General features: G+C 58.0%; 18 protein-coding genes. 6 read left to right on the top strand and 12 right to left on the bottom strand.

All coding sequences use genetic code 11. The features are described 5' to 3' along the window. Positions 1-4 precede the first annotated feature (4 nt). The 4 genes from purH to htpX form a co-directional block, all read right to left on the bottom strand. Positions 5-1,621: a bifunctional phosphoribosylaminoimidazolecarboxamide formyltransferase/IMP cyclohydrolase gene (gene purH, locus HNQ72_RS25665; protein ID WP_183996682.1), complete on the bottom strand. Its 1,617-nt coding sequence runs from the start codon at positions 1,619-1,621 to the stop codon at positions 5-7. Positions 1,622-1,704: 83 nt separating this feature from the next. Next, positions 1,705-3,381, bottom strand: a complete 1,677-nt coding sequence (locus tag HNQ72_RS25660) for a heparinase II/III family protein (protein ID WP_183996882.1) — start codon at positions 3,379-3,381, stop codon at positions 1,705-1,707. Between the two features lie 97 nt (positions 3,382-3,478). Then, positions 3,479-4,870 carry an RsmB/NOP family class I SAM-dependent RNA methyltransferase gene (locus HNQ72_RS25655; RefSeq protein ID WP_373289496.1) on the bottom strand — a complete coding sequence of 464 codons (1,392 nt, stop codon included), beginning with the start codon at positions 4,868-4,870 and terminating at the stop codon, positions 3,479-3,481. Beyond that, positions 4,867-5,844: a zinc metalloprotease HtpX gene (gene htpX / locus HNQ72_RS25650; RefSeq protein WP_183996680.1), complete on the bottom strand. Its 978-nt coding sequence runs from the start codon at positions 5,842-5,844 to the stop codon at positions 4,867-4,869. The genes HNQ72_RS25655 and htpX overlap by 4 nt, the downstream gene beginning before the upstream one ends. A gap of 134 nt (positions 5,845-5,978) precedes the next feature. Between htpX and HNQ72_RS25645 the strand changes: the two genes are divergently transcribed. Continuing rightward, positions 5,979-6,197, top strand: a complete 219-nt coding sequence (locus tag HNQ72_RS25645; protein ID WP_183996880.1) for a DUF1674 domain-containing protein — start codon at positions 5,979-5,981, stop codon at positions 6,195-6,197. Positions 6,198-6,265: 68 nt separating this feature from the next. Further along, the gene (locus HNQ72_RS25640; protein WP_183996679.1) at positions 6,266-6,709 is read left to right on the top strand and encodes a thermonuclease family protein; all 444 of its coding nucleotides are present in this window, start codon (positions 6,266-6,268) and stop codon (positions 6,707-6,709) included. 12 nt (positions 6,710-6,721) lie between these two features. On the opposite strand, the gene acs is transcribed toward HNQ72_RS25640, so the two are convergent. Beyond that, entirely contained in the window at positions 6,722-8,677 is a 1,956-nt protein-coding gene (gene acs, locus HNQ72_RS25635) for an acetate--CoA ligase (RefSeq protein WP_183996677.1), read from the bottom strand. 252 nt (positions 8,678-8,929) lie between these two features. On the opposite strand from acs, the gene HNQ72_RS25630 reads away from it, so the two are divergent. Continuing rightward, positions 8,930-9,643, top strand: a complete 714-nt coding sequence (locus HNQ72_RS25630; RefSeq protein WP_112506474.1) for a DUF1013 domain-containing protein — start codon at positions 8,930-8,932, stop codon at positions 9,641-9,643. Between the two features lie 63 nt (positions 9,644-9,706). Here HNQ72_RS25630 and HNQ72_RS25625 read toward each other — a convergent pair whose 3' ends face one another. After that, a complete protein-coding gene (locus HNQ72_RS25625; RefSeq protein ID WP_183996675.1) occupies positions 9,707-11,641 on the bottom strand; it encodes an AMP-binding protein in 1,935 nt (644 codons plus the stop codon). Between the two features lie 88 nt (positions 11,642-11,729). Next, positions 11,730-12,389, bottom strand: coding sequence for a YggS family pyridoxal phosphate-dependent enzyme (locus tag HNQ72_RS25620; protein ID WP_183996673.1), 660 nt, complete (start codon positions 12,387-12,389; stop codon positions 11,730-11,732). Positions 12,390-12,570: 181 nt separating this feature from the next. Here HNQ72_RS25620 and leuS point away from each other — a divergent pair, with 181 nt between their 5' ends. From leuS to holA, 3 genes are read left to right on the top strand one after another with little or no spacing between them, the layout of a single operon-like run. Continuing rightward, the gene (leuS, locus tag HNQ72_RS25615) at positions 12,571-15,204 is read left to right on the top strand and encodes a leucine--tRNA ligase (RefSeq protein WP_183996671.1); all 2,634 of its coding nucleotides are present in this window, start codon (positions 12,571-12,573) and stop codon (positions 15,202-15,204) included. Further along, positions 15,194-15,754 (top strand): hypothetical protein, encoded by a 561-nt coding sequence (locus HNQ72_RS25610; protein ID WP_244654561.1) that lies wholly within the window; start codon positions 15,194-15,196, stop codon positions 15,752-15,754. Before leuS ends, HNQ72_RS25610 begins: the two co-directional genes overlap by 11 nt. Then, the gene (gene holA, locus HNQ72_RS25605; protein ID WP_183996663.1) at positions 15,742-16,776 is read left to right on the top strand and encodes a DNA polymerase III subunit delta; all 1,035 of its coding nucleotides are present in this window, start codon (positions 15,742-15,744) and stop codon (positions 16,774-16,776) included. The genes HNQ72_RS25610 and holA overlap by 13 nt, the downstream gene beginning before the upstream one ends. A gap of 68 nt (positions 16,777-16,844) precedes the next feature. Here holA and HNQ72_RS25600 read toward each other — a convergent pair whose 3' ends face one another. Genes HNQ72_RS25600 through mnmE form a run of 5 tightly spaced genes read right to left on the bottom strand, consistent with a single transcriptional unit; the run spans position 16,845 to position 22,355 of the window. Next, a complete protein-coding gene (locus HNQ72_RS25600; protein ID WP_183996661.1) occupies positions 16,845-17,723 on the bottom strand; it encodes a ParB/RepB/Spo0J family partition protein in 879 nt (292 codons plus the stop codon). 22 nt (positions 17,724-17,745) lie between these two features. Then, positions 17,746-18,540, bottom strand: a complete 795-nt coding sequence (locus HNQ72_RS25595) for a ParA family protein (protein ID WP_183996659.1) — start codon at positions 18,538-18,540, stop codon at positions 17,746-17,748. Positions 18,541-18,558: 18 nt separating this feature from the next. Next, on the bottom strand, positions 18,559-19,164 hold the full coding sequence (gene rsmG / locus HNQ72_RS25590; RefSeq protein ID WP_183996878.1) for a 16S rRNA (guanine(527)-N(7))-methyltransferase RsmG: 606 nt from the start codon (positions 19,162-19,164) through the stop codon (positions 18,559-18,561). Further along, the gene (gene mnmG / locus HNQ72_RS25585) at positions 19,158-21,035 is read right to left on the bottom strand and encodes a tRNA uridine-5-carboxymethylaminomethyl(34) synthesis enzyme MnmG (RefSeq protein WP_183996650.1); all 1,878 of its coding nucleotides are present in this window, start codon (positions 21,033-21,035) and stop codon (positions 19,158-19,160) included. Before mnmG ends, rsmG begins: the two co-directional genes overlap by 7 nt. A gap of 24 nt (positions 21,036-21,059) precedes the next feature. Then, positions 21,060-22,355, bottom strand: a complete 1,296-nt coding sequence (gene mnmE / locus HNQ72_RS25580; RefSeq protein WP_183996648.1) for a tRNA uridine-5-carboxymethylaminomethyl(34) synthesis GTPase MnmE — start codon at positions 22,353-22,355, stop codon at positions 21,060-21,062. Positions 22,356-22,388: the final 33 nt, after the last annotated feature.

Here is a 22,388-nt window from a genome sequence, read left to right as displayed (position 1 = left end):
TGGCTTAGTGCCGGAAGTGACGCATGCCGGTGAAGACCATGGCGACGTTATGCTCGTCGGCAGCGGCAATCACTTCGGCATCGCGCATCGAACCGCCCGGCTGGATGACGGCGGTGGCACCCGCCGAAATCGCCGAAAGCAGGCCGTCGGCAAACGGGAAGAAGGCTTCCGAAGCGACAGCCGAACCCTTGGTCATCGGCTCTGCCCAACCCATGGCCCTGGCAGCATCCTCAGCCTTCAGGCCGGCGATACGCGCGGAGTCGATACGGCTCATCTGCCCGGCGCCGATACCCGCCGTCTGGCCCTGCTTGGCATAGACGATGGCGTTCGACTTGACGTGCTTGGCAACCTTGTAGGCGAACTTCAGGTCTTCCATCTCGGTTGAAGTCGGGGCACGCTTGGTCACGACCTTCAACTCGACGTCCTCGATCACGCCGCTATCACGGCTCTGCACCAGGAGGCCGCCGGCAACCGTCTTTGCGGTAATGCCGCGCGAACGCGGGTCAGGCAGGCCGCCGGTAACCAGCAGGCGAAGATTCGGCTTCTTGGCAATGATCGCCTTCGCCTCTTCCGAGACTTCCGGTGCGATGATGACTTCGGTGAACAGCTTGACGATCTCTTCCGCCGTCTCGCCATCGAGAAGCTGGTTGAGCGCAATGATGCCACCGAAGGCAGAGGTGCTGTCGCAGGCAAGCGCCCGCAGATAAGCGTCCTTGAGGGTCGAGCCGGTGGCAACACCGCACGGATTGGCATGCTTGATGATCGCGCAGGCCGGGCCCTGATCGGCCGCAAACTCGCCGATCAGCTCGAAGGCGCCGTCCGTATCGTTAATGTTGTTATAGGAAAGCTGCTTGCCCTGCAGCAGCGTTGCGGTCGCAACGCCGGGACGGTTCTCGCCGGTCACGTAGAAACCGGCGCTCTGATGCGGGTTTTCGCCGTAACGCATGGCTTCCTTCAACACACCGCCGATCGTCCGGTAAGCCGGCGTCTCGATTTCGAGCGCTTCGGCAAACCAGTTGGAAATCGCAGTGTCATAAGCCGCGGTGCGGGCATAGGCCTTGGCGGCCAGCTTCTGGCGGAAGGCGTATTCCGTCTCGCCGCCATTGGCCTTGAGCGCCTCGATCAGCGGCGCATAGTCGGCCGGATCGGTAACGATCGTTACATAGGCGTGGTTCTTGGCAGAAGCACGGATCATCGCCGGGCCACCGATATCGATATTTTCGACCGTAGTCGGATAGTCGCCGCCTGCGGCGCGCACTTCCTCGAACGGATAGAGGTTGATGACGGCAAGGTCGATGCCCTCGATGCCATGCTGCTTCATCGCCGCGACATGCTCCTCGTCGTCACGGATAGACAGCAGGCCACCATGAACGTTCGGATGCAGCGTCTTCACGCGGCCATCCATGATTTCCGGAAAACCGGTCACCTCGGAAACATCGGTGACGGCGAGACCGGCCGCAGCGATAGCCTTGTGCGTGCCGCCGGTCGACAGCAGCCTGACGCCCTGTTCGGTGAGTGCCTTTGCCAGTTCGATGATACCGGCCTTGTCCGACACGGAAAGCAGAGCGGTGCGGATTTTCACGCGGTCGGGAGCGGGGATTTTTTTGGAAGCAACGGCCATCGGTCTCTCCTGAAAGAGCTTGCCACAGAGGGGCGGGAAGGGGATGGGCCGCGGTTAGCACAGCTGGCGCAAAGAAGAAACGCCTATTCGCTCCGTCGCAGCATCCAGCGGATTTCCCGAAGCCCCAGAACCGGCACTTCGATCGCCAATTGCTGGCTTGGCCGGATCCCGGAAACGTCGGCAAAGAAGACGTCCTCGTCGATCAGCACGTCGAGGCCCGGTGCTGCAAAAATCCAGGTTTCTCCATCGGGGGCGCCCAGAACGATGCTCTCGCCATCCCTGCGGAACAGATTGATCGCCGGATGGATATGAAAACGCACGATCGCCGTCAGGCTGTCCTTGCCCCTCCCTTCTTCGGGAATAAGCCGGTCGCATCCCTTGATCTTGTCGCCCGCTGCGCTGAGCGCGATCTCGCGCTCGTGGGTATAACCGAAACTTTCGACGTAACCGTCGTGCCGGGCGCGCAGCCAGTCATTGCCGTGCTTGTCGTCCCAACGCTCGAAATCGATCTTTGAAACACCCGGTATCAGGATGGAGCCGGCGAAGGACGAGCTGATCACCCGGCTGGACGATGTCTCCTCGATGATGACGGTCGAGTGGGCCGCAGTGGAACGGGCAAGATGCTTGTAAAAGCGGTTGGCGAATTTCGGCGAACCGGAATTGACGATGAAGCGATTGCGGCCCGACGACATTTCGAACGAGAGGCAACCAGCATGAGCGCCCCGCGATGCCGCGATCGAACTCGGGCATCCAGTGTCGGCGATGATGATCGTATTGTCCGCGCTGAGCCGATGATAGTTCATCTGCGGCAAGGCCTTGAACGGCTTTCCGGCGGATTCGTCGTAACGCAGAACCGACATCAACTCGCTGGCCGAAGTCGAGCCGGCACCGTTGAACAGCGCGAGATCGCCATCCTGGTGGCGGAAGAAACGCAAGGCCGGATACATGCGGTCGATCGCCGGAATGAGCTTCTGGGGCACATCGTGGCCGAGATTTATATAGGTCTGCCGGAGCGGCAGGAGGTCGATAAGGATATCGAGGATGGCGCGCGGATTACGCGAAACATGCCCGCCATCGGCGAGGATCTGGCGATCGAGCTCACGATCGAGCAGCAGCGATTCCCGCTTGATACCGCTTACGCGCGTCGGCAGGGAGAGTGACGCCATCGCGAGCGCGGTTCTGACCCTGAGCCGGCTCTCGGCATCCGGACAACTGCCGGCAATCTTTCTCAGATAGCTGATCTGATAGGCGAGGTTCTTCATGAACCGTCGGTAGAAACCCGCTTCGGCTGCATGCAGAATGATCGTCGAATGGGACAGCCAGGCAATCACGCGGGTCGCCACGACATTCGGTTCCCAGCCGATACCCCGGCGCCTGCGGCCATGAATGTTGATCCAGTCCGACACGATATGCCGGGCGTGAGCGCAACCCGCTTCCGTCCGGTCTGCCCTGATATGTCGAAGCCAGCCGAAACCGTGCAGACGCTCGGCAAAAGCCCGCGAAGGCAATTCCAGCTCGAACGGTGAATCTCCTAGCGTCTCAAGCACCCGTCCCGCGAGCGGAAAGCGCCCTTCGAGAATTTCATGCGCGATGAAGGGATCCACCGGGCGCAGGTCGGTCGGGGCAACGATCAGGCGTTCAGGAACGGATGTCAGCGGAGCAGACAAGGCGACGCGATAAGGCGCGATGCGGAGGCGCAAACGCCGTCGCATTTCCTTCATACCGGAAGCCAGAAGCCTTCGGCGATCGGCGAGCCGCATGGTCACTCTGGTTTCTCCGCCGGAATGGTTGTCGCTAGATCAGCTGAATCAATTTTAGATGGATGAGAACTATGCTGTCGGTATCGTGAATAAAACCTTACTCGACGCGCAGCACGCTGGCAAAGAAACCATCCATGCCGCCGGCAAAGCCATCCGAAGGCGGGATCATCGCCGGCGTCGTCCTGAAATCGCCCTGAGCCGTGATTGCGTTTTCAAGCCCGGGCCAGTTTGCCGGATCGACCGGTAACCGTTTCACCGATGGAGTATCGGAAAGAACCCGTTCGATCAGCTCTTCGCCTTCCATCGGGTCCAGCGAGCAGTTCGAAAAGACGATCACGCCGCCGCTTTTCACCAGCGTCACCGCATGGCGCAGCATCTTTTCCTGAAGCGCCGCCAGCTTTTCTATATCCTGCATGCCCTTGGTCCAGAGCACATCCGGATGCCGGCGTGTCGTTCCGGTAGACGAGCAGGGCGCATCGAGAAGAATGCCGTCGAGCTTTTCATCGGGTGAATATTTGAAGAGGTCCCCGCCCACCAACTCGGCACTCATGCCGAGCCGTGCAAGGTTCTCCTTCAGCCGCGCAAGGCGGTTGGATGACTGCTCGACGGCCGTCACCGCGGCACCGGCTGCAATCAGCTGAGCAGTCTTGCCACCGGGTGCCGCGCAGAGATCCGCCACGCGCTTGCCCTTCAGATCCCCGAACAGTTTTGCCGGAATGCTGGCTGCAACATCCTGAACCCACCAATCGCCGCGGTCGAAACCTTCGAGCGCAGTGACCGATCCCTCGAATTCTCCAAGACGGATGCTGCCTGTCGGCAAGACCTTTGCCCCGAGCTTTTCCGCCCATGCCTGCGGATTATCCTTGACCGTCAGATCGATGGCCGGCGGAGTAAGCTGCGCCTCTGCAATCCGGGTTGCCTCAGCTTCGCCATAGGCGCTCACAAGCCGCGCACGGAACCAGTCCGGCACCGGCGAAATGGAGGCGGTGGCAGCCAGAACCTCATCCTTTTCCCGCACCAGCCGGCGCAGAACTGCATTGACCAGCTTCGCGAAACGGCGATTGCGCGGGTCGCGATTGGCCTGCTCGACGGCAAGATCGACCGCGGCATGGGACGGCACGTCCAGATGCAGGATCTGCGCGGCGGCAACGACCAGAACATGCTGGAGTGCACGCGCGCCTTCCGGCAGCGGTGTTTCGATCATAGAGGCAATAGCTGCCTCAAGCCGCGGCAAATGGCGAAGCGCGGTGGTCAGGATGGCGCGCGTCAACGCCCGGTCGGCATCGTTCAGCGCCTTGTAGGCAGGATTGCCATGGGTCAGATCCAGCATGCCGTCGAGCGACGTCTTGCGGTCGACGGCAGCAGCCAGCAGCTTCGCGGCCGTTGCCCTCACTTCGAATCCGGGTTTTCTCGGCTCACTACCTGCGCGATCGGCTGCCGGCTTCTTGGGCGAGTGTTTATGTGGTTTCTTGTTTTTTGGCTCGTTCAAGACCAGGGACCTTTGCGCGGTTCATCCGATCCGCGGCCCCAGGGGTTGTTTGCGCCTGCATTCGGCACGGAGCGCGCGGTGCGCTGGGGTCTACCAGCCGAAAACGATCCCGTCGACCCACCACCGCGAAACTCGTTCGCCATTTGCTGAAGAGCCGCAATGCGGTTTTCCGTATTCGGGTGCGTCGAGAACAGGTTGTCCATGCGCTCGCCGGAAAGCGGATTGATGATGAACATATGCGCCGTCGCCGGATTACGCTCCGCCTCGTAGTTCGGGATCGAATGTGCGGAGCCGGCAATCTTGGCGAGCGCCGAGGCCAACCACATCGGGTTTCCGCAGATCTCCGCACCACGACGGTCGGCCGAATATTCACGCGTACGGCTGATCGCCATCTGCACCAGCATGGCGGCGAAGGGCGCGACGATCATCGCCACCAGAACGCCTATAAAGCCCAGCGGGTTGCTGTTGTTCTCGCGATTGCCGCTAAAGAAAAAGGCAAAATTGCCGAGCATGGAGATAGCACCGGCAAAAGTTGCGGTTATCGTCATGATCAGCGTGTCACGGTTCTGCACATGCGCCAGTTCATGCGCCATGACCCCCGCGACTTCCTCGTGCGTCAGACGCTGCAGAAGTCCTGTGGAAGCCGCGACTGCAGAATTTTCGGGGTTACGGCCTGTCGCAAACGCATTGGGCTGCGGATTGTCGTAGATATAGACTTTTGGCATCGGCAGGCCGGCATTGGCCGAAAGGTCTCGGATCATCCGGTAAAATTCCGGCGCCGTCCGTTCATCCACCTCCTGGGCGTGATAGGCGGACAGAACCATCTTGTCAGAGTTCCAATAAGAAAACAGGTTCATGCCGGCTGCGATCACCAGTGCAATCATCATGCCGCCCTTGCCGCCGATCAGAAATCCGACCCCCATGAATAGGGCAGTCATGAAGGCCAGAAGCATGGCGGTGCGCATCACATTCATCGTCATCTCTCCGTTGCCGATTTCATCCCTCAGAGATCCGAATAATCGCCCAAGGGTTTTCTAGCGGTTATGAACGCCCTATCATGTGGTCAATTCGACCTGATTTTTCAATAAACCTTGCGGTGATGCGGGATATGCAAAGCGCGGACAACGACAACATGGAAAACACTTCAGAAGAAGACGCGGTGAAAAAGCCGCTGTCACCAGCAGCTCAGCGCGCATTAAAGGAAGCTGAAGAACGACGCCAGGCAGAGGCAAAAGCCAATATGCCGGAAGAATTCGGCGGCCGCGGCGGCGCAGATCCGGCTCGTTTCGGCGACTGGGAAATCAATGGCCGCGCCATCGATTTCTGAAACTTTTGCGCCAATTATAAGATAAAATTCCTATTGACTTCGATCGATGATCGGAATTTATTCCTTTCATGATCAGGACGCTGTTTTCCATCGCTGCTATTCTGTCGGTCTTCACCACCGAGGCGATGGCACGCGATGAAATCTCCGGCCCGGTCTCCGCAGAAATTCTCCGTGTCGTCGATGGGGATACGCTGCTGGTCGAAGCGCAGCCTTGGCCGCAGCAGAAGATGGAAGTCTATGTCCGCATCCGCGGTATCGACGCACCGGAACTCAAGTCGAAATGTGAAGCGGTACGAGCAGCGGGGCAGGACGCTCGCCAATCACTTGAAATCATGGCCGCACAATCACCCACCATCCAGCTCACGCGGATTTCCGGTGACAAATATTTCGGCCGTATCGTTGCCGACGTGATCTTGTCGGATGGCCATAGCGTCGCGGACGGATTGCTGCTCGCCGGCCTTGTCCGCAGCTATGACGGCGGCCGCAAGCCGAGAGAGACTTGCGGCAGCTGAAGTTTCGGAAGATCAGGCGTCCACCTTGTTCTGCCGGTTGGCGATCAGATCATCCACGACCGCAGGATCGGCAAGTGTCGATGTATCGCCGAGCGCCCCGAAATCGTCCTCGGCGATCTTGCGCAGGATGCGGCGCATGATCTTGCCCGAACGGGTTTTCGGCAGACCCGGCGAGAACTGGATCTTGTCGGGCGCTGCAATCGGCCCGATCTCGTTGCGTACATGCTTGGTAAGCTCTTGCCGCAATTCGTCGGTGCCGGCATTCCCTGCCATCAACGTTACATAGCAATAGATGCCCTGGCCCTTGATGCCATGCGGATAACCGACCACGGCCGCCTCTGACACGAGATGATGCGAGACAAGCGCAGATTCCACTTCGGCCGTGCCGAGACGATGACCTGACACATTGAGCACGTCATCGACGCGGCCGGTGATCCAGTAATAGCCGTCTTCGTCCCGCCGGCAGCCGTCACCAGTGAAATACTTCCCCTTGTAGGTGGAGAAATAGGTCTGAATGAAACGCTCGTGATCGCCGTAAACGGTACGCATCTGCCCAGGCCATGAATCCGTGATGCAGAGATTTCCGTCGGCTGCCCCTTCGAGAACATTGCCCTCGTTATCGACCAGCTGCGGCTTTACCCCGAAGAACGGCTTGGTGGCCGATCCAGGCTTCAGATCGGTGGCGCCCGGCAGCGGCGTGATCATGTGACCGCCGGTTTCCGTCTGCCACCAGGTATCCACCACCGGGCAGCGTTTCTCGCCGACCACGTTGTAATACCATTCCCAGGCTTCCGGGTTGATCGGTTCGCCAACCGTGCCGAGCAGCCGCAGGCTTTCACGCGAAGACCGCTTGACGAATTCATCACCCGCCCCGATCAGCGAACGGATCGCGGTCGGCGCCGTGTAGAAGATGTTGACCTTGTGCTTGTCGACGATTTCCCAGAACCGCCCCTGATCGGGGAAATTAGGCACGCCTTCGAACATTAGCGTCGTGGCGCAATTCGCCAGCGGCCCGTAGACGAGATAGGAGTGACCGGTAACCCAGCCCACATCCGCGGTGCACCAGTAGATATCGCCGTCCTGATAGTCGAACGTATATTCATGGGTCATCGCCGCATAGACGAGGTAACCACCTGTCGTATGCAGCACGCCCTTCGGCTTTCCGGTCGAACCGGACGTATAGAGGATGAACAGCGGATCTTCCGCCTTCATCTTCACCGGTTCGCAATGGCCTTTCACGGTGGCGATTTCCTGATGATACCAGATATCGCGACCCGGCGCCCAGTTGGTCTTGCCGCCGGTGCGGCGCACGACCAGAACCTTGTTCACCGTTACATACTGGCGCGCCGCGATATGGATCGCCTTGTCGGTGTTTTCCTTGAGCGGCACCGGCTTTCCGCCACGCACACCCTCGTCACAGGTAATGACGAACGTCGACTGGCAGTCGACGATACGGCCGGCCAGCGCTTCCGGGGAGAAGCCGCCGAAGACGACGGAATGCACCGCACCGATGCGTGCACAGGCCAGCATCGCATAGGCCGCTTCCGGGATCATCGGCATATAGATGGTGACGCGATCGCCCTTCTTGACCCCGTACTTCTTCAGCACGTTCGCCATTCGGCAAACCTGATCATAGAGCTGGTTATAGGTGATCTTCTTGTCGATATAAGGGTTGTCGCCTTCCCAGATGATCGCGGTGCGCTCGCCATGGGTCTTTAGGTGGCGGTCGATGCAATTATAGGAAACGTTCGTCAGTCCATCCTCGAACCACTTGATCGAAACCCGCCCCTTGAAGGAGGTATTCTTCACCTTGGTGTAGGGCTTGAACCAGTCGATCCGGCGGCCATGCTTGCCCCAGAACTTGTCCGGATCTTCAATGCTCTCCTCATACCACTTCTCGTATTTGTCCTTGTCGATGAGCGCTTTAGCCTTGGTGGACTTGAGAACCGGATAGACTTTTTCGGACATGTGACTCCTCCCTCACTTGCACCATCGACCTGACATTCGTCATCGGTGCGACATTTTGGCATTCATAGCAATTGGGGCGGAAGCGGCAATTAGACAAATGGCTGTGAGGGTCTGAAAAGCGATCGACAACGATCCTGTTTCAGAGAATTGCAATTCTGTCCTAATTCGATTATACGGCGATGAATTCCCGGAAATTGTGGTTGATACCCACGGCCCGCGACACCGGCGCGGACGGACAGAGGAACTATATCCATGGCTCAACAATTGCTCATGCCGAAGGCCACCGCAGTCTGGCTTGTCGACAATACGGCTCTTTCCTTCGACCAGATCGCACAGTTCTGCAAACTGCATCCGCTCGAGGTCAAGGCAATCGCCGATGGTGAAGCCGCCCAGGGTATCAAGGGCCTCGACCCAATCGCCACCGGCCAGCTTTCCCGCGATGAAATCGAGCGCGGCGAAAAGGACATCAATCACAAACTGAAGCTTTCCGAGCCGAAGGTTCGCGTTCCGGAATCCAAGCGCCGTGGCCCGCGCTATACGCCGGTTTCCAAGCGCCAGGATCGCCCGAACGCCATCCTCTGGCTGGTTCGCAACCATCCGGAACTGAAGGACGCCCAGATCTCGCGTCTCGTCGGCACCACCAAGTCCACCATCGAACAGATCCGCGAGCGCACCCACTGGAATGCTGCAAACCTGGCCCCGATGGACCCGGTAACGCTCGGCCTCTGCTCGCAGATCGACCTCGACCTTGAAGTCGAAAAGGCCTCCAAGAACCGTCCGCTGCCGACCGCTGCCGAACTCGGTGCTTCCCTGCAGCCTGCCTCCGAAACCGAAAACCTCGGCTTCGGCGATTACCGCAGCGAGCGCGAGGAAGAGAAGGAAATCGACGCAGACGCAGTCTTCGCCAAGCTTTCCTCGCTCAAGTCGACCCGCACCGAGGAAGAAGACGAGGACGACCGCTTCTAAGCGCTTCTCCTTCCCTCAAGGAATTCAAAAGCCCCGGATCATCTCCGGGGCTTTTCTTTTGGCTTATCCAGCGGGAGCGACCACGCTTTTCTCTTCATGAGCAAAGCCGTTTTTCCATAAGGTTTCCCGAACCACATCGAGCGTCGCCGGATCCTCGATCGTCGCCGGCATGGTCCATGGCATGTCATCGGCAATCTTCTGCATCGTGCCACGAAGGATTTTGCCTGAGCGCGTCTTGGGCAGTTTCGGAACCACCATAACGGTCTTGAACGCAGCAACCGGCCCGATCTCGTTACGGACCATGCCAGCCACTTCCGCGGCGATTTCCGAGGTTTCCCGTGAAACATGGTTCTTCAGCACCAGAAAGCCGCAAGGGATCTGACCTTTAACCCTGTCTTTCACGCCGATGACCGCACATTCGGCAACGTCCGGATGTTTTGCGCAGACCTCCTCCATCGAGCCCGTGGATAGCCGGTGGCCGGCACAATTGATGATATCATCCGTTCGCGCCATCACGAAAATATAGCCGTCGTCATCAATGATACCGGCGTCCGCCGTCTTGTAATAACCCGGAAACTCTTCGAGGCAGCTTTCGCGGAACCGTTCGTCGGCATTCCAGAATGTCGGCAGGCAACCCGGGGGCAGGGGCAGTTTTATGACGATATTGCCGAGTACACCCTTCGGCACAGGCGCGCCGGCGTCATCGACCACATCGATTTCATATCCTGGCAGAACCCGCGTCGGCGAACCGGGCTTGAACGGCATCAGACCCAGCCCCACCGGGTTTGCGACGACAGGCCAGCCGGTTTCCGTCTGCCACCAGTGATCGATTACCGGTACCTTCAGCTTTTGCTCGGCCCATTTGAGCGTCTCCGGGTCCAGGCGCTCACCGGCAAGAAACAGAGCCCGCAATCCAAGGAGATCATGGTTTTCGACCAGTTCCCCCTCAGGATCATCGCGGCGGATCGCTCGAAATGCCGTCGGTGCTGTGAAAAAGACTTTGACATCATTCTCAGCGACGACGCGCCAGAATGTCCCGGCATCCGGTGTGCCAACCGGCTTTCCTTCAAAGATTACACTCGTATTGCCGTTCAGAAGTGGCGCGTAAACGATGTAGGAGTGACCGACGACCCAGCCGATGTCCGATGCCGCCCAGAACACCTCACCCGGTGAGACACCGAAGACATTCGGCATCGTCCACAACAGCGCCACCATATGCCCGCCATTGTCGCGCACCACACCCTTCGGCTGCCCGGTCGTTCCGGATGTATAGAGGATGTAAAGCGGGTCCGTCGCCTTGACCGGTACACAGTCAACGTCACGCCCCCGCGCTGCATTGACCATTTCGGCGAAGTCGAATTCCTTCCGTTCGGCATCAAGCGGAACAACGAGTTGGGGACGCTGCAGTATGAGGCTATTTTCGGGCTTAACCGCCGCCAGTTCGATCGCCTTGTCGACCAGCGGTTTGTAGGCAACCACCCGGCCAGGTTCCAGACCACAACTGGCGGAGATGACCAATTTCGCTTGCGAATCGTTTAGCCGCGCCGCCAGTTCCTGTGCCGCAAACCCGCCGAAAACGACGGAGTGCACCGCGCCGAGACGGGCGCAGGCGAGCATGGAAAACACCGCTTCCGGCACCATCGGCATATAGATGACCACCCGGTCACCCTTGCGGATGCCGAGATCGGCAAGCACTGCAGCAATCGCCTTCACCTCGTTGAGAACCTCGGCATAGGTGAAGGACTTTTTGGTGCCGGTCATGGCGCTGTCGTAGATGAAGGCGGCCTGCTCACCTCGCCCCGCAGCGACATGCCGATCGAGGCAATTGAAACAGGTATTCGTCTCGGCCCCGACAAACCAGCGGCCATAGACACCCTGCTCTGGGTCGAAAATCCTGTCCGGCTGCCTGAACCAGTCGATCGCCGTGGCAGCCTCCCTCCAGAAACCTTCCGGATCCTGCTGCCACGCACCATAAACGTCGAAATAGCGGCTTTGCATATGCACCTCCCGTTACATGAGCCTAGCCTGATAAAGGCAATCTAGGCCGGGGAGGGAGGTACGGAAAGCCCGACGAAGGAGTTAGATCTCAGCGCGCCCCGAAAATGGCCGAACCGACACGGACGCTGGTCGCGCCGAATTCGACAGCCGTTTCGAAATCCCCAGACATGCCCATGGAGAGCTTTTCGACGCCGCATTCCTTGGCGAGTTTTTCGAGCAGCGCGAAATGCGGACCCGGATTTTCCTCCGCCGGTGGAATGCACATCAGTCCTTCGACGGAAAGCCCGAGATCCTTCTGGCAGAATTCGACAAAAGCTTTCGTCTCCTTCGGCGCAATCCCCGCCTTCTGCGGTTCGAGCCCGGTATTGACCTGCACATAGAGCTTGGGAGACTTGCCCTGCTTTGCCATTTCCTCGGCCAGCGCCCGGGCGATCTTCTCGCGATCGACCGTCTCGATCACGTCGAACAATGCAATCGCGTCAGCAGCCTTGTTGGATTGCAGCGGCCCGATCAGATGCAGTTCGATACCGGCGGTCTCGGCCTTCAGCTCCGGCCATTTTCCCTGGCTTTCCTGCACCCGGTTTTCGCCGAACACGCGCTGGCCTGCAGCGATTACGGGACGGATTGCATCACCATCGAAGGTTTTCGAAACGGCAACCAGTGTCGTGGAACCCGCCGGACGTTTGGCATATTTTTCCGCCTTGGCGATCTTGCCTTTCACGTCCTGAAGCCGTTCTTCGATATCCATTGCCCGCATCCTTTTCCGCATTTCTTGTGAGATCAGCGATTAAAGCCCATATGAGGCTCTGCCAAGGGTATTCCGCATCAAAGTTTGACACCCCGCAAGCCTCAAAAACTTGACGCTTGCGGCCATTCATGGTGAAGGTCTGCCCGAAACTTTTATCCTGATTTCCCGGAATATCATCCAGATGGCGACTGAACGTTACAACCCGCGCGATGCTGAACCCCGTTGGCAGCAGAAATGGAACGAGGCGAAGGTTTTCGAAACCGACAACGCCGACCCGCGGGAAAAATATTACGTCCTAGAGATGTTCCCTTATCCGTCCGGCCGCATCCACATGGGCCATGTGCGCAATTATGCGATGGGTGACGTGGTTGCCCGCTACAAGCGCGCCCGTGGTTTCAACGTCCTGCACCCGATGGGCTGGGACGCATTCGGCATGCCGGCGGAAAACGCTGCGCGTGACAACAAGACCCATCCGAAGTCCTGGACCTACCAGAACATCGAATCGATGAAGAAGCAGCTGAAGGCCATGGGCCTGTCCCTGGACTGGTCGCGTGAATTCGCCACCTGCGACGTCGAATATTACCAGCAGCAGCAGCACCTCTTCCTCGACATGATGGAAAAGGGCCTGGTCTACCGCAAGCAGTCCAAGGTCAACTGGGACCCGATCGACCAGACGGTTCTGGCCAACGAACAGGTGATCGACGGCCGCGGCTGGCGTTCCGGTGCGCTGGTCGAACAGCGCGAGCTGGTTCAGTGGTTCTTCAAGATCACCGATTTCAGCCAGGACCTGCTGGATGAACTGGATAACCTGGATCAGTGGCCTGAGAAGGTCCGCCTGATGCAGAAGAACTGGATCGGCCGTTCCGAAGGCATGGCCGTGCGCTGGGAGCTCGTTTCCTCGACTGCCCCGGCCGGTGAGACCGAAGTCGCTGTCTACACCACCCGACCCGACACGTTGTTCGGCGCGTCCTTCCTGGCGATTGCCGCCGATCATCCGCTGGCCAAGGCTGCAGCGGAAAAGAATCCGGCTATCGAATCCTTCGCCGAAGAATGCCGCCGTCAGGGCACGTCGCTCGCCGCACTCGAAACGGCTGAGAAAAAGGGCATCGATACCGGTATCCGTGTCAAACATCCGCTCGATCCCTCCTGGGAGCTGCCGGTCTATGTCGCGAACTTCGTGTTGATGGAATACGGCACGGGCGCAATCTTCGGCTGCCCGTCCGGAGACCAGCGCGACCTGGATTTCGCCCGTAAATACGATCTCCCGGTCGTCCCGGTCGTCATGCCCGCCGATGGCGATGCCGCAACCTTCGAAGTCGGTGAAACCGCTTACGTCGATGACGGCGTCATGATCAATTCGCGCTTCCTGGACGGAAAGACGACGGAAGAAGCCTTCCAGATCGTCGCAGACAAGCTGTCGCAGCAGGTGCTGGCAGACGCTCCGCAGGGCGAGCGCAAGGTCAATTTCCGCCTGCGCGACTGGGGCATCTCGCGCCAGCGTTATTGGGGCTGCCCGATCCCGGTCATCCATTGCGAAGTCTGCGGCGTCGTGCCGGTGCCGAAGAAGGACCTGCCGGTAAAGCTGCCCGACGACGTCACTTTCGACCTCCCGGGCAATCCGCTCGACCGGCACGCCACCTGGCGCCACGTATCCTGCCCGCAATGTGGCCACGATGCCCGTCGCGAGACGGACACGATGGACACGTTTGTCGATTCCAGCTGGTATTTCACTCGCTTCACGGCACCGTGGCTGAACGAGCCTACCGATCCTGCAGTCGCCAACCGCTGGCTGCCTGTCGATCAGTATATCGGCGGTATCGAGCACGCGATCCTGCACCTGCTCTATTCCCGCTTCTTCACCCGCGCCATGCGCGAGACCGGCCATGTCAGCGTCAAGGAACCCTTCAAGGGTCTCTTCACGCAGGGCATGGTCGTGCATGAAACCTATCGCCTCGGCGCTGAAGGCCAGAAGGGCGAATGGGTCGCTCCGGCCGACATCAGAATCGAGGAAATCGACGGCAAGCGCACGGCGACACTGCTGAAGAGCGGTGAGGAAGTCACCATCGGCTCGATCGAAAAAATGTCGAAGTCGAAGAAGAATGTCGTCGATCCGGACGATATCATCGCCTCCTACGGTGCCGATACCGCCCGTTTCTTCGTCCTGTCGGATAGCCCGCCCGATCGTGACGTGATCTGGTCGGAAGCCGGCGTCGAAGGCGCACATCGCTTCACCCAGAGACTTTGGCGCCTGATCTCGGAAGCCGCCGACAACCTCAAGACGGTTTCCCCCGCACCAGCCAAGAATGGCGACGCTCTGGCGATCTCACAGCTCGCCCACAAGACGCTGCAGGCGGTTCAGGGTGATCTGGACAAGCTTTCGTTCAACAAGGCAGTGGCGCGCATCTATGAGCTCGTAAACGCCCTTGCAGCCCCGCTCACCGATGTCGCAGCCGGAAAGGGTGACGAGGCCTATCGCGCTGCCGTTCGCAACGCTGCGGAAATCCTGATCCAGATCGTCGCGCCGATGACACCACATCTGGCCGAGGAATGCTGGACCGTACTTGGCAATGGCGAAATGGTATCGAAAACGGCTTGGCCGAATTTCGATGAAGCGCTGGTCGTCGAGAACGATGTCACACTGCCTGTCCAGATCAACGGCAAGAAGCGTGGCGAATTGACAATCGCCCGCGACGCGGATCAAAGTGCTGTTGAAGCTGCAGTTTTGGCGCTGGACGTGGTGAAAGCCGCTCTCGAAGGCCGCGCGCCGAAGAAGATCATCGTTGTCCCACAGAGGATCGTGAACATTGTTGCCTGACCGCTCATCACTGCCACGTCGTAGCGCCTTGCTGCTGGGCCTGGCGCTCTGCGTCGGCCTGGCAGGCTGCCAGGTTCGCCCGCTGTATTCGCAAGCCGGTGGAACTGCTCCGAAGCTTGCATCTGTAGGCTTTTCCGAACCGAAGAACCGCGTCGAGCAGGTCGTTCGCAACGAGTTGGTGTTCCTGGCTGCCGGCGGTGCCGGCGAGCCTCTGAATCCGGCTTATAATCTCACCCTGCATGTTTCCAGCACGGCATCGAACGTTCTCGACGATGACGGACTGGCGGAAGCCAGAGTTCCCGTCGCCGGCCGTGTCCAGGTAACCGGCTCCTACACACTCACCCGTAGCGCCGACGGCCAGGTTCTCAAACGCAGCGAACATTCCAGCGTCGCGCTGATCGACGTATCCCGCCAGAGCTTCGCTAAGCTGCGTGCCATCAGGGATGGTGAAAACCGCGCGGCGCGCGAACTGGCAGAGTTCATCCGCGCGGATGTCGCGATCGTGCTCTCCAAGGAACCACCGCTGCAGCAACCCGCATGGCAGAAATAAAGTCGCATGAGTTCGAGCGCTTTGTTGAAAAGGGCGCCGAGCTCTATCGCTTCTACGTCATTTACGGACCAGATCGCGGACTTGTATCGGAACGAGCAAACCTCATTGCCAAGCACACTGGGGTTTCACTCGACGACCCGTTCGCGCTGTTGAAGCTCGACGTATCCGACCTTCAAGGTGATCCTGGACGGCTTCTGGACGAAGTCAATGCATTGGGGCTTTTCGGCGGCGAGAAGCTCATTTGGCTGCGTGGCGTGAACAATGAAAAGCCTGTCCTGGATGCCATCCAGACCATTCTGGGGCAGGGCGCGCCTGCCAATACGCTGCTCATCGAGGCAGGCGACCTGAAAAAGGGAAGCGGTCTCAGAAAGATCGTCGAGCCGTCCCGGACTGTCGCGGTGATACCCTGTTACGCCGACGATGCCCGCGCACTCAACGCGCTCATCGATACGGAACTGGCAAGTGATTCACTGACGATCACCAGCGAAGCTCGGCGGCACCTGATTGACCAGCTGGGTGGTGATCGCGTGGCCTCACGCAACGAGATCCGCAAGCTTGCGCTTTACTGCCGCGGAATGGGCAGGATCGAGGAGCACCATGTCGATGAGATCATCGGGGATGCCAGCAGTGTTTCTGCGGACGACGCTGTCGATGCTATATTGACCGGCGACCTTCCGGCCTTTCATCGCGCATTCCAGAGGATCCTCACCTCCAAGACCCCACTTTTCCTGATCCTTCAATCATGCCTGAAGCAATTTCAACTGCTTGATGCAATGAAGATCGAGATGGAGGAAAAGCGAACACAGGCCGGCCAGGTTATGGCGACCCTCGGCCGCCATATCCACTTCAAGCGCAAACCTGTCTTTGAAAAAGCTCTCAGGGTCTGGAGGCCCGAAGCCGCCAGCCGGGAGGCCGCACGCATCCAGTCCGCCGTACTGATGTCCCGTCAGAGACAAAGCCTTGAGCCGAGCATTGTATTTCATGCTCTGCTAGGCGCCGCACTTCAGGCATCAAAACAGTAAAAAGCCGCGCAACAACAAAGGTTTGCGCGGCGTATAACGGCAGATACTGGAATCTATGTCTGCGTGCTTCAGCGACGCTCCAGCAGCCGGCAGATTTCCTCAAGCTGCTCAAGCGTCTTGTAAGAGATCCTGATCTGGCCTGGGCCACCTTTGTGGTTGATCTTCACCTCAAGCCCGAGCGAATCCGTTAACGTCCTTTCAAGTGCGACCGTATCCGAATCTTTCTCCGGCTTCGTCGCATTCTGCGGTTCCGACTGCGAACGGATATCGTTCTGCGCCAATCGTTCTGCATCACGAACCGACATGCCCTTTGCGACAACCGCCTTTGCGAGCGCAGTCGGATCCGACGTCGGGATCAACGCGCGCGCATGACCGGCGGAAAGCGTGCCGGATGACAGCATGTCCCGAACGGGGGAGGGCAGTTTCAAAAGACGCAGGCTGTTTGCCACATGGCTCCGGCTCTTGCCGATAATGTCGCCCAGATCGTTCTGCGTATATCCGTGCTCGGCGATAAGCTGCTCATAACCCAGAGCTTCTTCCAGCGGATTTAGGTCGGAGCGCTGAACGTTTTCGACGATCGCGATTTCCAGTGCCGTCCTGTCGTCCACGTTGCGGACGATGACAGGGACCTCGACCAGGCCGGCAAGCTGGGAAGCGCGCCAGCGGCGTTCACCCGCGATAATCTCGAACTGGCCGTCCGGCAACGTACGCGTGACGATCGGCTGAACAATCCCATGCTGGCGGATCGAACTTGCCAGATCCTGCAATTCGCTTTCGTCGAAATGACGGCGCGGGTTGCGCGGGTTGCGCGTGATGTTCTCGATCGGCACCATCCGATCTGGACTGACATTGACCGGCGCAGTGCCCGTCGGCATCGGCTGATCCATTTCGCCGATCAGGGCTGCCAGACCGCGCCCAAGCCGGCGCTTCGATACATCGTCGTTCATACGCTTACCCTATTTAATACGTCTATGCCGCAACCTTGCGCATTCTCTCGCGCTGGATAACTTCAGAAGCGAGCTGCAGATACGCCTGGCTGCCTGCACATTTCAGGTCATAAAGGATAGCCGGCTTACCATATGAAGGGGCTTCCGACACGCGAACATTACGTGGGATCAGTGTCTGGTAGACCTTTTCCCCGAGATAGGTACGCACATCATTAACGACTTGCTGTGCCAGATTGTTACGAGCATCAAACATGGTCAGGACAATACCCTGGATATCGAGCTTCGGATTGACCGTACGGCGGACCTGATCAACCGTCTCGAGCAATTGACTCAGACCTTCCAGCGCAAAGAATTCACATTGCAGGGGAACGAGAACCGAATCTGCAGCAGCCATCGCATTCATCGTCAACAGGTTGAACGACGGTGGGCAATCCAGCAGGATATAATTGAATTTTTCTGCACCGTTGGAAACCAGCGCTTTCTTCAAACGGAAAGCTCTGTCCTGTGCTTGCGAAATTTCCATTTCAAAGCCAAGCAGGTCCATCGTCGACGGCACGATCGATAAGTTGGGAACGGCTGTCTCAACAGCAGCTTCACCGACCGACGCCTCGCCGACCAGAATATCGTAGGACGACACCTTGCGGTCGCGGCGATCGATCCCAAGCCCGGTACTCGCATTGCCCTGGGGATCCAGATCGACAATCAGAACACTCTGGCCGATCGCGGCCAGCGCAGTGGCAAGATTGATGGCCGTCGTCGTTTTGCCGACACCACCTTTTTGATTTGCAATTGTGATGATCCGACGCTTATCAAACATCTAGCACCCGCTCCACGGTTATGTCCGTTGCAGATTACCGATCTCGAGGATAACCGAATCCGCCTGGATTGAACTTTGGTGTTTTACCAAATCAAAGCTCCAGCTGCCATGTGCTTTCTTCAATTCGGATTCATAATCCCGACCTTTATGGAAGAAAGCTGTTGATGGCTTATTCAGTAACCACGGGGAAGCATAGCCAAGAAGCTTGTCGAGGTCGGCAAGTGCACGCGCTGACACGAAATCGCATTGAGGAATAAGCTTCGGTGCCTCTTCAATACGTACGGCGTGAATAGTGCCTCTTGCACCGGTTGAGGCCAATGCGACGCGCAGAAATGCTGCTTTTTTCTGATTGCTTTCGACGAGATGAACCCAACCATCCTTATATTCAGACAAGAGGATAGCCGTGATCACACCAGGAAATCCGCCACCTGAACCAAGATCGACCCAAGTCCCAACCTTATCGGCAAGCCTGAATATCTGAGCACTATCAGCTATGTGGCGCTGCCACATATCCTCTTGTGTAGAAGGCGCGACAAGATTGATCGTCTTGGCCCATTTCTGAAACAAGTCGGCAAATTGCTGAAGCCGATCTTGCGTTTCACGTGAAACACCAAGAATCAAGATGCCTGCCTCATATTTTTTTCTGCCTTCCTAACCAACGCCAATAGCAATGTGACAGCAGCTGGCGTCATGCCCTCTATCTTTGCAGCCTGCGCAATCGTACGGGGTTGGGCGCGGCGCAACTTCAATTTCAGCTCGTTCGATAAACCTGATACACTATCGAAATCAAAATTGTCGGGCACTACCAAGGCCTCGTCACGTTGGGCTGAGCGAATATCGTTCGCCTGGCGCTCCATATAAACAGCGTACCCAGCCTCAATTTCCAGGGCTTCGGCAACCTTGGGCGATATTGCGGACAACTCTCCCCATATCTGCGCGAGTCGGGCGATCTCCATCTCGGGATGGGACAATATTTCATAAGCACTTCGGCGTTGACCATCCCTGTTGAGATGCAACCCATGCTGCGCGGCCTCGTTCGGTGTAAGGCTGAGTGATCGAAGCCGATTCCGCCCGGAATCAAATGCTTCCACATAGGCGGAGAACCTCTCTGCCCGATGCCTGCCAACCAGACCGAGTTCAATTCCAAGGCCTGTCAGACGCATATCGGCATTATCCGCGCGAAGCGAAAGTCGGAACTCGGCTCTTGAGGTGAACATACGGTATGGCTCGGTCACGCCGCGATTGATAAGATCATCGATCATCACGCCAATATAGGAGTCAGTCCGGCTGAAAATATGGGGTTCAAGCCCTTGAGAACGCCTCGCCGCATTCAGTCCGCCGACGAGACCCTGAGCGCCCGCTTCTTCATAACCCGTCGTTCCATTGATCTGGCCGACTAGAAACAAGCCCTTCACCGATTTCGTCTCAAGCCAGGGATGCAGCTCTCTTGGATCTATATGGTCGTATTCGATCGCATAAGCCGGATGCAGGATTGTAACCTGTTCCAGCCCAGGAATGGTGCGTACGAAGGCTTCCTGGATATCTTCGGGCAATGAGGTCGAGATACCGTTCGGATAAACAGTAAAATCGTCGAGACCTTCCGGCTCAAGGAAGATCTGATGACCATCACGCTCACCAAAGCGGACGATCTTGTCCTCGATCGAAGGGCAGTAACGTGGGCCGACACCTTCGATTTGTCCGGAATACATAGCCGACAAATGGATATTATCAGCAATAATCTTATGGGTCTCGGGTGTCGTTCTTGTTACGCCACAGGCGATCTGGGGATTGGTGATCCGATCGGTCATAAAAGAGAATGGCGTCGGAACGTCGTCCGCCTCCTGACGATCAATCGACGACCAGTTTATCGTACGCCCGTCAAGCCGGGCAGGGGTTCCGGTTTTCAAGCGACCAAGCGCAAATCCCTGACGTTTCAATGTCTCTGAAAGGCCCAACGACGGCGCTTCGCCGGTCCGGCCGGCTGGAATTTTTTTCTGACCGATATGGATCAGGCCGCGGAGAAAGGTACCGGTGGCAAGGACAACCGAAGCGCAGGAAATATGACGCCCATCCGAAAGCAAAAGAGCTCTTACAGCCCCGTCCTGTCCTATCTCAATATCGAATGCGTCTCCCTCGACGACAGTCAGACTGGCATGGTTTTCGATCTCACGCTGCATCGCCTCTCGATAAAGCCGGCGGTCAGCCTGGGTGCGCGGTCCACGCACAGCCGGACCCTTCTTGCGGTTGAGAAGACGGAACTGGATGCCTGCAGCGTCCGCGACGCGTCCCATCAGTCCATCAAGAGCATCGATTTCGCGTACGAGATGACCTTTGCCCAACCCGCCGATTGCCGGGTTGCAGGACATGACACCGATCGTTTCGCGCTTATGCGTTACCAGGGCAACGGAGGCCCCAACGCGCGCGGCTGCACTCGCAGCTTCGCATCCGGCATGCCCGCCACCAACGACGACCACATCAAAGGTCAGTTCAGCCATGGAAGCCTCTGTGTTTCACGTGAATCATTTGCCAATGCAGAATTTCGAGAAGATCACATCGAGGAGATCTTCAACATCGACGCGACCGGTAATCCTGCCGAGCTCATCTCCAGCCGCTCGTAACGCATCGGCCTTCAACTCAAGTCGAGGCTCATCTAATGCATTTTCAATGAATTTGGAAGCCAAGGCGATATGTTCGCGATGCCTTTCATTGCTCGCCGGCAGCCCGGCATTCCAGCTGTCTCGCGCCATGTCCACAATAGCCCGATGGATTTCGTCCAGGCCCTCACCGGTGACAGACGAAATACGGACTGCCTCGACGCCACCGTTCGTATAGAGATCCGCTTTTGTTTCCACTTCAAGATAGGGAACACCGAAGTCCCTGTAAGAGATATCTGCAGTGGACCCCGCCTCCCTGAGATAAAGGATCATATCTGCCGAGCGAGCAGCCGATATAGCACGTTGTATCCCCTCGCGCTCGACAACATCATCTGCTTCTCGAATGCCCGCAGTGTCGTAAAGCCGAACAAGAAAACCTTCCATATCCAGTTCGACCGTCAACACATCGCGGGTGGTTCCCGCGATATCGGTAACGATTGCGACTTCGCGCTTTGCCATCGCATTCAGTAGGCTCGACTTGCCGGCGTTCGGAGCTCCGATAATCGCAACCTTGAACCCGTTGCGAATGATCTCGGCAGATTTTGCCGACACGGAGGCAACGGACATTTCAGCCACAAGCGCAGTGAGATCAACGCCTATCATATTGGCAACAGAGCCCGGTACATCGTCCTCATCCGCAAAGTCGAGCTCGGCCTCGATCATTGCCCGCGCATAGGTCAGACGATCCGCCCATCCAACATATTGATTTGACAGCGTACCCATTCCGGTCTGGAGCGCCAGCTTTCGCTGCATCTCCGTTTCTGCGGACACGAGATCAGACAAGCCTTCGACTTCTACCAGGTCGATCCGACCATGTTCAAAAGCTCGGCGGGCAAATTCCCCGGCTTCGGCAGACCGTAAACCCAGCTCCTTGAGTGTCCCTGCGATAGCGTTGATAACCGCACGGCTTCCATGAACCTGCAATTCAGCACAGTCCTCCCCGGTAAAGGAATGCGGTGCTTCGAAATATAGCACCAGGCCCTGATCGAGCATCTCACCATTTCGGTTACGAATCGTTCGAAGACTGGCTTGCCGCGGCAGAGGTATCGAGCCGACAATCTCGGTCATAACGGCTTTGGTTGCCGGGCCACTTATACGTATGACCGCCACCCCGGCTGGAGGTTGACCGCTGGAAAGCGCGAAGATTGTTGCCTGTGTCATGTCTTCGTTCCATATCCACAAAAGACAAAGGCG

The sequence above is a fragment of the Aliirhizobium wenxiniae genome (assembly GCF_014201355.1).
Classification (GTDB): Bacteria; Pseudomonadota; Alphaproteobacteria; order Rhizobiales; family Rhizobiaceae; genus Neorhizobium; species Neorhizobium wenxiniae.
Note: the sequence above shows the minus strand (reverse complement) of the source record. Positions and strands in the feature narration are given on the sequence as shown.